9 protein-coding genes and 1 tRNA gene are annotated in these 13,005 nt (G+C 60.3%); all 10 read right to left on the reverse strand.

Translation table 11 applies throughout. The features are described 5' to 3' along the window. Positions 1-116: 116 nt before the first annotated feature. Positions 117-1,661 carry a Fic family protein gene (locus PMI29_RS18735; protein WP_007996688.1) on the reverse strand — a complete coding sequence of 515 codons (1,545 nt, stop codon included), beginning with the start codon at positions 1,659-1,661 and terminating at the stop codon, positions 117-119. Positions 1,662-2,028: 367 nt separating this feature from the next. Continuing rightward, positions 2,029-2,102, reverse strand: a tRNA-Gly gene (locus PMI29_RS18730). A 181-nt stretch (positions 2,103-2,283) separates the two neighbouring features. Further along, the gene (locus tag PMI29_RS18725) at positions 2,284-3,168 is read right to left on the reverse strand and encodes an alpha/beta fold hydrolase (protein ID WP_007996691.1); all 885 of its coding nucleotides are present in this window, start codon (positions 3,166-3,168) and stop codon (positions 2,284-2,286) included. Between the two features lie 313 nt (positions 3,169-3,481). Beyond that, positions 3,482-4,174 carry a pseudouridine synthase gene (locus PMI29_RS18720; RefSeq protein ID WP_007996693.1) on the reverse strand — a complete coding sequence of 231 codons (693 nt, stop codon included), beginning with the start codon at positions 4,172-4,174 and terminating at the stop codon, positions 3,482-3,484. Between the two features lie 33 nt (positions 4,175-4,207). Further along, complete coding sequence (locus PMI29_RS18715) at positions 4,208-4,426, reverse strand: cysteine-rich CWC family protein (protein WP_007996694.1); 219 nt, start codon at positions 4,424-4,426, stop codon at positions 4,208-4,210. Next, a complete protein-coding gene (locus PMI29_RS18710; RefSeq protein ID WP_007996696.1) occupies positions 4,413-5,906 on the reverse strand; it encodes a sensor domain-containing diguanylate cyclase in 1,494 nt (497 codons plus the stop codon). The genes PMI29_RS18715 and PMI29_RS18710 overlap by 14 nt, the downstream gene beginning before the upstream one ends. A 211-nt stretch (positions 5,907-6,117) precedes the next feature. Beyond that, positions 6,118-7,896 carry an allophanate hydrolase gene (atzF, locus tag PMI29_RS18705; protein ID WP_007996698.1) on the reverse strand — a complete coding sequence of 593 codons (1,779 nt, stop codon included), beginning with the start codon at positions 7,894-7,896 and terminating at the stop codon, positions 6,118-6,120. 25 nt (positions 7,897-7,921) lie between these two features. Beyond that, the gene (gene uca / locus PMI29_RS18700; RefSeq protein WP_007996699.1) at positions 7,922-11,566 is read right to left on the reverse strand and encodes an urea carboxylase; all 3,645 of its coding nucleotides are present in this window, start codon (positions 11,564-11,566) and stop codon (positions 7,922-7,924) included. Between the two features lie 316 nt (positions 11,567-11,882). Then, on the reverse strand, positions 11,883-12,524 hold the full coding sequence (locus PMI29_RS18695; RefSeq protein WP_007996701.1) for an urea amidolyase associated protein UAAP2: 642 nt from the start codon (positions 12,522-12,524) through the stop codon (positions 11,883-11,885). A gap of 11 nt (positions 12,525-12,535) precedes the next feature. Continuing rightward, positions 12,536-13,005, reverse strand: a 470-nt coding sequence (locus tag PMI29_RS18690; protein WP_007996703.1) for a DUF1989 domain-containing protein, incomplete at its 5' end; no start/stop codon positions are given.

Below are 13,005 nucleotides of genomic sequence, written 5' to 3' on the forward strand. Positions count from 1 at the left end.
GCTCGGCAGCTGCTACAAAGGGTGTCGCGGCTGAAATTGCTTAACTGACTGGCATTAGCCACTCGGACCGGTCTCCTTTTCAGCTGCAGTTGCACGCTATCCAGTTCTACCGAAGATCACTCTTCACCAGCCCCCATCACTCGATCCTCAAACGCGGAGCGCACTGCATCCACAACACGTTGCGCCATGCCTTCATCCTCAAGCTGCGGGTATCCTTTCTTCAGCTTTCCGGACACCATCCAGCCGTTCTCCTTGATCGAACGGATGATGCGGTTGGCATCCTGATCCGGCATTTCGAGCACTTCTTTGAGTTGTTCCTGCGCTCGCTGAAAGATAACCAAGACTCGGGCTTCATCCGCCATCTCCGTACGAATCGTGTGCTCGACGACGCGGGCTGTGTACAGGACATGTTCGGTGAGATCGGGGTATCGCCACGCAAAGCTTGCGTCTACGTATTCATCGAAGATGAAATTGCTGGGAGTTCCGTCCTCATAGGTCACGAGTTCACTAAATCGATAAGCCGCCGCGTAACGGCGCATAAACGGTCGTGAAAACACCTCGAGTGTACGGTCGTAGCCTGCCCTGAAATCGATCGAACTGGTGATAGTGGCTGACACGGGCAGGATCACTCCGTCGGGCACTGCCTTGTCCCTGATCAAGGTGTCGTTGATCAGGAAGCGATGAATCCGGCCGTTGCCGTCACGCATGGGATGGATGTACACGAAGCCGAATGCAAGCACTGCGGCGCGTGCCACTGACTCGGCACCACGCGTTGCGATCTCGAACTCGTTGAGGCCCTCCAGTAGAGGGGCAAGTTCTTCAAAGTGCGGGGCAATGTAATGCACGATGTCCTCGCGCAATGTGGCCTGACCGACAAATACCGGGGAGCGCCGCAAGCCGAGCCCAATGGCATCTCGACCCAGAATGTCGGCTTGCAGGAAACGTAGGCTGTCATTGCTTAATGGGGCTTCGATATGGCCGCAGTGCTGGGCAATGACATGCGCAAAACGCTGGATGCGATCAGCCTGGTCGGCCTCTTTTTCGATGAGAAAGCTGGCTCGTGACTCCTTGAACGTCAACCAACTGGCCGTACGCATCAAGATATCGGCACCAAAGGCTCGATCCAACTCCTTCAACGCCGCGCCGAGATCGAATTGCAGAGCCTCTTTGACTGCCGCCGTACGACGAACCAAAGGGCAAAAACCGGGTGTACCGGGCAGGTTGTTTTTGACTCGCCAACGTCGAACTCGTGGTGGTTCACTACGGGTGAGGTAGTCCTGCGCAGAAAGTGCATCGACATAGCCACCGTTGGTTACGTCTGGCACATCCAGACTTTGCCCTGTCAGCCATTCGTAGAGAAACCCCGTGCGGCGAGCATATTGGCCAAAAGGCTCTCGCTGGCACCAGGCTTCGATAGGTTCGGGTCCGGTCTTTGCAAACAAGCGAGCAAAGAATTCGAGATGGATCTCTTCGTACTTGAGGCCGAATTCGAAATGCCCTGAGAAATCGTCGGCAGGCCGGTAGCTCGGGGGATACTGATTTTGCGTATACCCGCTACTTTCGCGACTGACACGTGTCGTTCCAATCGTCGATTCGACGCGCAGTGGCTGTGCCAGAACGATGTCGTACTGGTTTGCGAGTGCCTTTAAACCGACCTGCATTAACGAAATCCTTTACTGGGGCGATAAAAACGCTAACGAATACCTGATCCTACGCGAAAGCGTTAATTTTTTTGAGGGAATGAAAAGGCTAATGGGCACCGAAATTCGCTAACAAATCCCCATCCAGAGAAAAAAACGCTAACGGAACTCTTATAGTAGTCGCTTCTGCGCAGGAGCACTCTGCGTATGGATGGGCGTCAGGTAAGCCTTCTAAACGGAAAAGTTGCGGAAGGTTCGGATGAAGGGAGCCCCTATGCCTGCGAGCCCCCCCAAATCAAGAGCACAAAAAAAAACCGGCCATCAAGACCGGTTTTTTCTGACTCTGCATCCCCCGTCAAAACCACTTTGACGTGAGACTGAAATTGATTGGAGCGGGTGAAGGGAATCGAACCCTCGTTATCAGCTTGGGAAGCTGGAGTAATGCCATTATACGACACCCGCTCAGAGCGCTGACTTTGTACCAGATACGGCCGGCGATTTGAAGTTTTTCTTTACGTGGGGCGGGTTTAACGCAGATGTGACAAAAAATCCTGGACCGCATGACGGTCGATCGCGGGCAAGCCTCGCGCCTGCAGAATGCGTTTAACGCAGCAGGGCGGGGCTTGCTCGCGATGACGCTACTTCAGCTAGCCAATGCATGGTGGTCCTGGACGTAGTGGTAACGCGGTCGGCTTTCGTACTCTGCCGGCTTCAGGAACCCCATCAGTGCGTTGCGGCTGTCTCGGCAGGCGGCTTTGTGTTCCATGTCGAGAAAGTGGCCGGTGGCCTGGAGGGTGCTGAAGGTGCTGTGTTGCACGTGGCTGGCGAACAAACGGGCGTCTTCGGCGGCGGTGTACTCGTCCCATTCGCCGTTCATGAACAGCACCGGCACATCGATTTTCTTCGCCGCGTGCAGGTAGCACTGGCGATCGCTGTGCAGCACATCGTTGATGTGGAAGTGCATCTGCCCGTACTCATGTTCGGCCAGGGAGCTGACGTGGCGATAGTTGAAGCGCTTGAACAACGACGGCAGGTGTTTGCCGATGGTGTCGTTCACCAGGTGCCCGACCCGGTCGCGGTCCAGGTTGCCGAGGTGTTCGACGCCGCGTTCGAGGTAGTCGAGCATGTGCGCGTTGATCACCGGGGAGAACGAGCTGATCACGGCTTTTTCGATGCGCCGTGGCCGTTGCGACAACGCCATCATGGTTGCGGCACCGCCCCAGGAAAACGACAGCACGTGTTCGGCGGCGAAGTGGTCGATCAGCTCAAGCAGGATCTGTCCTTCGATTTCCTTGGTGAGCATTTTTTCATGCAGGTTGTGGGCTTTTGACCGGCCCGCGTAGGGCTGGTCGTAGCAGACGACGTTGAACTGCGGATGGAGGTTTTTCACGGTTTGTGCAAACGACGCAGTCGTGGCCATCGAGCCGTTGACCAAGATAATGGTCTTCTCTGCGGCGTCTGCGCGATAGAACTCCGTGTAAACCCGATACTGACCCTGTATATCCAGCACAGCGATTTCTGGCCTCATGTCATAAGACTCCTGGCAAGCGGGTATGCGCGCAAAAGAGATTGCACGAGCTTTGTGACAGGTAGGCATACGCCTGGAATTTGAGAGGCCCATGTCGATCCATTGCAGTCCGGTCGACGGGTATTGTTATTGGCGGGCAGTCTGCCGGATGAGGCCGGAACCCAAGGGTTCCTACCGGCAAAAAGTTTCTTAGAAGTATGGGATGACTCATCGGTCACATTTCGGCCGACGCCCTGATTCAAGCAGGGGTCACATCATTGCGCAAGTGCCGCTGGTAAATTGTTCGACAACTTTCTGCTGAGCGGTCGTGCGCTTAGATCAAGCCGATCTCTTCATCGCTCAGTGGGCGGTATTCGCCCGGTTTCAACCTGTCGTCGAGCACCAACGGTCCCATACGCTCGCGGTGCAGGCGCATCACCTTGTTGTTGAAGTGGCCGAACATGCGCTTCACCTGGTGATAGCGGCCCTCGACGATGCTCAGGCGTGCAGACTTTGGCCCGAGCAGCTCCAGCCCGGCGGGTTGTGTGGTGAGGTCTTCGAAGGCGAAGTACAGCCCTTGGCTGAACTTGATGGCGTATTCGGGGCCGATGTCCTGCTCGGTTTCGACGTAATAGACCTTCGGCAGTTTGGTCTGCGGTTGGGTCAGGCGCCGCGACCAGCTGCCATCATTGGTGATCAGCATCAGGCCGGTGGTATTGAAGTCCAGGCGTCCGGCGATGTGCAGTTCGTCCTTGTCCGGTTCATGGATCAAATCGAGCACGGTCGGGTGCTGTGGATCCCGAGTGGCGCTGACGCATCCGGCGGGCTTGTGCAGCATGAAGTGGCGCAATGGTTTACCGACTTGCAGCACGTCATTGTCGACTTCGACGCGGCTGAATTCGCGGACTTCAGCGTGCGGGTCGCTGACAACTTTTCCGTCAACCCTGACGCGTTTTTCCACCAGTAACAGGCGTACCTGTTTACGGTTGAAACACGGCAGGTTGCTGAGGAATCGGTCGACACGCATGACTAAGGATCAGTGAAGAAAGGGGCGCGCATCTTACTTGATCGACTCGGGCGCTGCTTGCAACTGCGCCTCGACTTCGGCGCAGCGCGGGCACAGGCACGAGGCGTTGCGCAGTTCCACCGGCAGTGCCTGGAGTACGGCCGGGTCAATGCTGACGCCGTAGCACCAGCAGGCGCGGTCGGCGGTTCGCGGGTCGGCCAGGGTGCAGTCGTTGGGGGCGCCGCAGGCGGGGCAGAGGTCAGACTGGTTCATAACTGGAGTGAGATTTTTCCACGCAGGTTCGGTTACGGCCGGTTTGCTTGGCCCGGTACATCGCATGATCCGCCCGTGACAGCAGGCTGTGCAAGGTGTCATCGGGCTGCAGGGTGGTGAGGCCAATGCTCACGCTCAGTTGCAAGGCTTTGTCGTTGTAGGCATAGCGCTGTTGTTCCACATGCTGTCGAATTTTCTCGGCAATCATCAGGCCGGTCTTACCGTCGGTGTCCTTGAGCAGCACGATGAACTCTTCACCGCCCCAACGGCAGACGATGTCGGAGTGCCGCAGGCAACTTTCCAGATCCCGGGCGAAACCGATCAGTACCTGGTCGCCGGCCAGGTGGCCGTAGGTGTCGTTCAACGCCTTGAAGTGGTCGAGGTCCAGCAGCAAAGCGGTCAGCGGTTTGGGCTCGCGCCGGGCTTCATGCATGGCCTGTGCGGCCAGCAGGTCGAAGCCGCGACGGTTAGGCAGTTCGGTCAGGCTGTCGAGGATGGCCTGGGCCTGGATCTTGTCCTGATAGCGCTTGAACACCCGGTTGAGCAGGGCCAGTACGGTCAGTGTGACCAACAGGCAGATCAGCAGGTTGAGGTACAGCGACTGGCGGATTTCACCGAGGGCGCTGTCTTCGCGTTTGTCGACGAACAGGTACCAGTTCAGCTCCGGGATAAACCGCACATTGAGGAAATGTCCCTGGCCCTGCACGGAGTATTCGTAGCTGCCGCTGTGGGGTTGGGGCAGTCGACTGACCAGGTCTTTCATGCTGTCGAGGTCGCCGAGTTTCTGCCCGATGCGTGCACCCTGCGGACCCCCTTCGGCGCCGGTGAGCACCAGGCGTCCGAAGTTGTCGACGAAATACACACTGCGCTGATAACGCTGTTGGTACTTGTCGATCAGTTTGATCACGGCGTCGACGGTCAGGCCAACCCCGGCCGCACCGATGAATCGGTCGTTGTAGTCGTAGACCTTGTAGTTGATGAAGAAGGTCAGGTCGTCCTTGTTGGCGAGGTCCGGGTCGACGTTGATCTCGTACGGATCCTTCATGTCCCGCACACGAAAGTACCAGGCATCGCGGGGTTCGGTGGCCTTGACCTGTTTGAGCACACCCTTGGCGTGGTAGTAGGTCAGGCTGGTGTTGGAGACGAAGAACGCGGTGTAGGCGCCATAGTGGGTCATGACCTCGTTGAGGTAACGGGTCATCTGGTCGGAATCTTTTTCACCGTTGACCACCCAGTCGCGCATGAAGGTGTCGCGGGCCATCATCGAGGAAATCAGGATCGGCCTGACAAGGTCTTTCTGGATTTCCGAATAGACCGTGTCCGATGTCAGCGGCAGTTCGGTGTTGACGATGTTGTCGCGGATCGATGCCCGGGAGGCGTAGTAGCTGAGAAAGGAGGTAGCGAGAAAGCCTGCGCCCAGCAATGCGACCAGCGTGAGAACCAACGAACGTTGAGAATACAGCGGCGAGCGAAGCGGCATGACAGTTCCGTTGGCAGTGGTCCGATGGCAGGCATTCTAATGGCACTGCCGGGAAATAACTGCTCCATGTGCGCCGCGAATGGTCGTAAATCTTGCACGGACCTTGTGGGAGCGAGCTTGCTCGCGATGGCGGCGTGTCTGCCACATCAAGGCTGAATGTCACACCGCTATCGCGAGCAAGCTCGCTCCCACAGGGTTATGAGTCTGGTGTTTAGCCCAGTGTTTTCAGATACATCCGCCACCCGCCCAAATGACTGATATTCACCGCGCCCTCCAGCCCATACGCCTCGCAGATAAACCCGCTCTCCCAGCGCCCATCCGCCAGTTGCACCTTGCCCAACCCCAGCGGCGCCGGAATCCCGGTCAGGAACGAACCCAGTTCACGACTGGGCAACTCCCAGACTTCTACTGCAATCGCCACGCCGCCATCCTTCACGCGGACCATGCCCGGACGAAACGGCGGGCCACCGGCCAGAGCATAGAGTTGATAATCCTGCGAGCTGAATGTCGTTTCCACCAACCGGGCACCGCGCTGCTTGAGCTGCCAGTTCAGCGCCAACCCGTCCAGGTGCGCACCACAGACCACCAGCCGCGCCCGATCATGGCGTGCAACCGTTGCCGGTGCAGGTACGGCCAAGCCTTGCTGGCGCTGCAAGGCATCCGCCACACTTAACAGGTACTGATCGGTAAAGGCCCGGCCGAACAGCGTCACGCCCCAGGGCAGGCCGTTGTCCATGAACGCGCTGGGCACAGCAACGGCAGCGTAATCGAGCAGGTTCATGAAGTTGGTGTAGTAGCCCAGTTGCGAATTGCGCAGCACCGGTTCGGCCTCGAGTTCCGCCAGTGTCACCGGGCGGCCGATGGTCGGTGTGACGACGCAATCAAGGCCTTCCAGCGCTGTGTCGCACCGGGCCTTGAGCGCTTGCAACCGGTATTGGGCGCGGAAGGTTTGCACGCCGTCGACGGCGGGGGCTTTGGCCAATACGGCGCGAATCACGGGCAACACGGCCTCGGGATTTTGCGCCATCAACTCACCGGCCACGCTGTAGCGTTCGGCTACCCACGGGCCTTCATAGAGCAAACGTGCGGCCTCCAGGAACGGCGATAGATCCAGCTCCACCGCTTCGCCGCCCAAGGCCTTGAGGCGGTCGATGGCATCACCGAACAACAGCGGGCCTTCAGGGCAACCGTAGAATTGCAGGTCCTGTGCACGGGGTACGCCGAAACGGAACGGGCGCGGTGTACCGAACGCCGAGCCGTCGTTCCACAACGGGTTGCTGCGGCTGTATTCGTCCCGTGGGTCCAGGCGTGCGGTGAGCGTCAGCAACTGACTGGCCTCGCGCGCCGTGGCGGTGAAGGTGGTGACGCAATCCAGCGTACGACAGGCCGGTACCACGCCAGCCGTCGAGATCAGGCCTTTGGTGGCTTTCATGCCGACCAGATTGTTCAACGCCGCCGGCACGCGCCCGGAGCCGGCAGTGTCTGTGCCCAGGGAAAAACTCGCGACCCCGAGCGCCACCGCCAGTGAAGAACCGGCGCTGGAACCGCCCGACGGATACTCCGGCAACACGCTGTTGGGGCACGCGCCGTACGGTGAACGGCTGCCGTTGAGCCCGGTGGCGAACTGGTCGAGATTGGTCTTGCCCAACGGAATCGCACCGAGGGCCAGCAGTTGTTCGACGATGGTCGCTGAACGCTCCGGCACGTAGGCAAATGCCGGGCACGCCGCGGTGGTCGGAATGCCCGCCAGGTCGATGTTGTCCTTGATCGCGAACGGCACGCCATACAGCGGCAGGCTGTCGAGGTCGCGGCCGTCGAGGGCGGCGAGGTAAGGCTCCAGTTCTTCGGCGCTGAGCAAGTGGATGAACAGGTGATAGTCCGGGTTCAGCGCGGCGGCTTTGTCCCGCAGTTGCAGCAGCAATTGTCGTGGCGTGGTGCGGCCGTCGCGATAAGTGCCGCGCAGGGCGTCGAGTTGCAGATTGATGTTCATGGCGCGAGTCCTTTTTAAAATGGGTTCAGTCGAGTTCCAGCACCACGACGCGCTGTCCGGCACGTACTGCCGAACCCGGTTGCACGCGAATCTCGTGCACCACGCCGGCCATCGGGGCGAGCAGGGGGATTTCCATCTTCATCGACTCCAGGATCACCAGCACGTCACCGGCCTCGACGCGGCTGCCGGTCTCGACCTGAACCTGCCAGAGGTTGCCGGCGATGTGGCTGTCGACGCTTTGTTGACTGCTGGCCAGCGGCGCCTCTTCGGTGGCCTCCGGGGCCAGTTCTTCACTGTCGAAATGCGCCTGGCCACTGGCGATCCAGCGTTCACGCTCGGCGTTGAACGCGGCTTTTTGCTGATCGCGAAACGCGGCAATGGTCTCGGCTTCCTGCGCCAGAAACGCCTGGTAATCCGCCAGATTCAACTGACTGTGCTCGATGTTCAGGTCGAAGCGCCCAAGGGGGAAATCCCTGCGGATGCGCAGCAGTTCATCGGCGCTGACCGGGTAGAAACGGATCTGGTCGAAAAACCGCAGCAACCACGGTTTGCCATCGAACGCGGCGACTTCGCGGTAGCGGTTCCACATCTGCAACGTGCGCCCGACAAACTGATAACCGCCGGGGCCTTCCATGCCGTAGACGCACATGTAGGCGCCACCAATACCCACCGAGTTTTCCGCGGTCCAGGTCCGCGCCGGGTTGTACTTGGTAGTCACCAGTCGATGGCGCGGGTCAAGCGGGGTGGCGACCGGTGCGCCGAGGTAGACGTCGCCCAGGCCCATCACCAGGTAACTGGCGTCGAACACTGTACGTTGTACTTCATCGAGGTTCGGCAGGTCGTTGATGCGACGGATGAACTCCAGGTTGCTCGGGCACCACGGCGCGTCCTTGCGCACCGTGGTCATGTATTTCTCGATGGCCAACTGGCACGCCGGGTCGTCCCAGGACAGCGGCAGATGCACGATGCGCGAGGGCACTTGCAGGTCTTTGGCGGCGCACACGGCGTCCCATTCGCCGGCAACGATGCCGAGCAGGTCGGACAGTGGCAGTTGCTCGGGCTGGTAGTGCACTTGTAGCGAACGGATGCCCGGCGTCAGGTCGATCACGCCGTGCAGGTCTTTGCTTTCCAGTGCCTGCATCAGGGCGTGGGCGCGAAAACGCAGGACGAGGTCCAGTTCGGGGGCGCCGATTTCCAGCAGCAGGTGAGTATCGCCGGACAGTCTTGCGACCAGCCGCGTATCCCCCTGCCCGATATCCAGCACCACAGGCGACACAATCCCTTGTGGGAGCGAGCTTGCTCGCGATGACGGCATCACATCCGACATCTCTGTGACTGAAACACCGCAATCGCGAGCAAGCTCGCTCCCACAGGAACTCCATTTCAAGGCGAGGTTGCGGGCGGTTTTCAGATCGACCGGGAGGAACTGCACCTTGTCCCCAGCCTTGAGCTGCCCCAGTTGCCAAAGATCCGCTTCGATCACCGTCACCGGGCACACGAACCCGCCAAGGCTCGGGCCATCCGGGCCGAGGATCACCGGCATGTCCCCGGTGAAATCCACCGCACCAATCGCATACGGATTGTCGTGAATGTTCGATGGATGCAACCCCGCCTCGCCACCATCGGCACGCACCCATTCCGGTTTTGGTCCGATCAACCGGACGCCCGTGCGACTGGAGTTGAAATGCACTTCCCACTGCGTGGCGAAGAATGTGCCGATGTAGTGTTCGGTGAAGTATTCCGGGGCGCCGTGCGGACCGTAGATCACGCGGATTTGCCGTACGCCGGGCAACTCGTTGAGCTGATTTTCAGCCAATAGCTGACCGGTGCTGCGATCGCTCAAGGCCGGTACATGCAACACGTCGCCGGCACGCAAGGCGCGACCGCCGTGGCCGCCAAACTGACCGAGGGTGAAGGTACTTTTGCTGCCCAGATAGTCTGGCACTTGCAGGCCACCCCGCAGGCACAGATAACTGCGGGCCCCTGCACCGGCAATTGTGCCGAGGCTCAACGTAGCACCGGCCGGAACCAGCAGCGTCGTATTCATCGCAACGGTTTCACCGTTCAGGGTCAGTGGAATATGCGCCCCGGTCACCGCCACCACCGCTTCGCAATTGAAGCGCAGCAACGGTCCGCTCATGGTGATTTCCAGTGCCGCCGCGCCTTCGTCATTGCCCAGTAAACGATTGCCCAAACGCAACGCGCGACTGTCCATCGGCCCCGATGGCGGCACGCCGACCGCCCAGTAACCGAGGCGGCCGGGATAGTCCTGAACGCTGGTCTGGGTGCCAGCGCTGAGCACCTCGAACGTGTTGGCCTGATAGACCAGGCCTTCCAGACAACGGGTCCACGGTTGGCCACTGACGAAGGGCGCATCAAGCAGAATCTGTCGCAGGTAGTCGCGGTTGGTTTCCACGCCGTAGAGCAGGCTGGCACCTAGTGCCTGATGCAGATCCGCAGTGGCCTCTTCGCGAGTCGGAGCCCAACTGATGACCTTGGCGATCATTGGATCGAAGTAGGGCGGGATATCGCACCCAGCCTCGACCCAGGTGTCGATACGCAGTTGAATGCCATTGGCCACCGGGAAGTCCACGGCGGTAAGCAAGCCCGGACTGGGTTGAAAATCGCGCCCCGGATCCTCGGCATACAACCGCGCCTGAATCGCATGACCCTCAGGTTTCAAACCCTTTGCCAGATCGCTCAGCGGCGGCAGATCACCGGCCGCCAGTTGCACCATCCAGCGCACCAGGTCGACGCCCCACACCTGTTCGGTGACGCCGTGTTCCACCTGCAAGCGGGTGTTCACTTCCAGAAAGTAGAAACGCCGGGCATCGCTGTCGAAGACGAACTCCACGGTGCCAGCGCTGCGGTAATTCACGGCCTTGGCCAGTTTGACCGCCGCCGCGCACAACTCATCGGCCATGCCGTCGGGCAGGTTCGGCGCCGGGGTTTCCTCTAGGACTTTCTGGTTGCGGCGCTGCACCGAGCAATCGCGCACGCCGAGGGCGATCACCTCGCCGCGACCGTCGCCGAATACCTGCACTTCCAGGTGACGGGCGCGCTGAATGTACTTCTCGATGAACACACCGGCGTCGCTGAAATTGTTCTGCCCGAGGCGTTTGACGGCTTCGAAGGATTCGCTCAACTCGGCCGCACTGCGGCACACGCGCATGCCGATGCCGCCACCGCCGGCTGTGCTCTTGAGCATCACCGGGTAGCCGACCTGTTCACCGGCCTGCAGCGCGGCATCGAGGCTGTCGAGCAGTTCGGTACCCTCAAGCATCGGCACGCCGTGTTGTTTGGCCAGGGCGCGCGCGGTGTGCTTGAGGCCGAACACCCGCAGTTGTTCTGGCGTCGGGCCGATGAAGGCGATGTCGGCGGCCTCGCAGGCTTCGGCGAACGCGGCGTTTTCCGAGAGAAAGCCGTAGCCGGGATGGATTGCGGTGGCGCCGCTGGTTTTGGCGATGGCGAGGATCTTTTCGACCGCCAGGTAAGTGCCGGCGGCCGCGCGCTCACCGAGGCTGTGGGCCTCGTCGGCTTGCAGGATGTGCAGGCTGGCGGCATCGGCCTCGGAGTAGACGGCGACACCCTGCACTTGCAGTTCGCGCAAGGTCCGCAGGATGCGGCAGGCAATGGCGCCACGGTTGGCAATCAGGACTTTTTCGAACATGGCATAACCCCTGGAGGCGATAGCGCATCAGCCTCGACTGGGATGCGGGCCGTCCCGCAGTTTTTCGATAGTCGCCGGGGTCGTCCCCGGTGGCAGAATCAGTTCGTTCCAAAACACCCTTGGCCCCTTGTAGGAGCGAGCTTGCTCGCGATGGTCGTGAACGATTACGCGTGACACCCGATGCCCAGCGGCGCTCTTGGGTTTTTCGCGAGCAAGCTCGCTCCTACAGGGAGCGGTGGTGGTTTTTACTGTTTGATGCACTGGCTTGAACGGGCCTGGCACAAGGCAAATAACCAGCGGCGCAGTCTCGGGAATTTCAGTTCCATACCAGCAGCTCCGCAGGAGTGGGGTTGTAGGCGTTGCACGGGTTGTTCAATTGCGGGCAGTTGGAGATCAGCACGATCACGTCCATCTCCGCACGCAGATCCACGTACTTGCCCGGTGCGGAAATCCCGTCTTCGAAGGTCAGTCCGCCGTCAGCCGTGACCGGCACGTTCATGAAAAAGTTGATGTTTGGCCCGATGTCGCCCTTGCCCAGGCGGCCATCGTGAACACAGGCGCGCAGGTAGTTGTCGCGGCAGCTGTGCATGTAGCGTTTTTCCAGGGCGTAGCGCACGGTGTTGCTCTCTTGCGCACAGGCGCCGCCGAGGGTGTCGTGACGCCCGCAGGTGTCGGCGACGATGGTCAGCATCGGCTTGCCGAGGTTGGAATACAGCACGCTGCCGGTGCTCAGGTACACGCTGTTCTGCCGGCGCAAGGTGCGTTGTACGTCGTAGCGTTCTTTTGGATTGGCGACGCTGTAGAACAGCGTATCGACCGCCTGATTGCCTTCCAGATCGAGGATGCGCAGGGTCTGGCCGGCCTTGACCTCCATCAGCCAGGGTTCGCCGGCGGGGATGGTGGCGCGGTAGACCGCGGTTTCAGGCGACTGTGGAGCGGTGGCGATTGCGAGTGACATGGCAGCGATCCTCAGGCGAACAAACGGTCGGTGTTGATGAAGCCGCGCTCGTTTTCCGGGCGCGAGGTGCGGCAGTGTTCGGCGACGCTGGCATCGGCGTTCATCCAGCTGAGCTTCAGCGGTTTCGGCGCGTATTCCGGCGTCGGGTCCATCGGATGTTGCAGAGCGGTGAGCACCACCAGGGTGTCCATCGGTGCGTACAACTCGATGTAGTCGCCGGCCTTGGAATTGCACTCGACAAAGTGGAAGCGCCCGGCGTCGTCGACGTTCACGCGGCTGAACAGGTTGAGGGTCATCAGCAGGTCGGACAGACCCAGCCCCCACTTGCCCAGCTCCACCAACAGGTTGTCGGTACCGTTGCGGAAGAAGCCGTTGCGCAGTTCCTGGTAGCGGCCTGCGCCGTACTTTTCTGCGACTTCTTCAGCGCAGAGCACGCCGCCCAGACTGTCACTCCAGCCGCAAGTGTCGGCGGTGATGGCGG

It is taken from the genome of Pseudomonas sp. GM49 (assembly GCF_000282355.1).
GTDB lineage: Bacteria > Pseudomonadota > Gammaproteobacteria > Pseudomonadales > Pseudomonadaceae > Aquipseudomonas.

Coding starts and splice junctions, on each gene's coding strand:
- PMI29_RS18720 (WP_007996693.1), bottom strand. CDS start 4,174: ATGCGTGTCGACCGATTCCTCAGCAACCTGCCGTGTTTCAACCGTAAA.
- PMI29_RS18725 (WP_007996691.1), bottom strand. CDS start 3,168: ATGAGGCCAGAAATCGCTGTGCTGGATATACAGGGTCAGTATCGGGTT.
- atzF (WP_007996698.1), bottom strand. CDS start 7,896: ATGAACATCAATCTGCAACTCGACGCCCTGCGCGGCACTTATCGCGAC.
- PMI29_RS18710 (WP_007996696.1), bottom strand. CDS start 5,906: ATGCCGCTTCGCTCGCCGCTGTATTCTCAACGTTCGTTGGTTCTCACG.
- PMI29_RS18735 (WP_007996688.1), bottom strand. CDS start 1,661: ATGCAGGTCGGTTTAAAGGCACTCGCAAACCAGTACGACATCGTTCTG.
- PMI29_RS18715 (WP_007996694.1), bottom strand. CDS start 4,426: ATGAACCAGTCTGACCTCTGCCCCGCCTGCGGCGCCCCCAACGACTGC.
- uca (WP_007996699.1), bottom strand. CDS start 11,566: ATGTTCGAAAAAGTCCTGATTGCCAACCGTGGCGCCATTGCCTGCCGC.
- PMI29_RS18695 (WP_007996701.1), bottom strand. CDS start 12,524: ATGTCACTCGCAATCGCCACCGCTCCACAGTCGCCTGAAACCGCGGTC.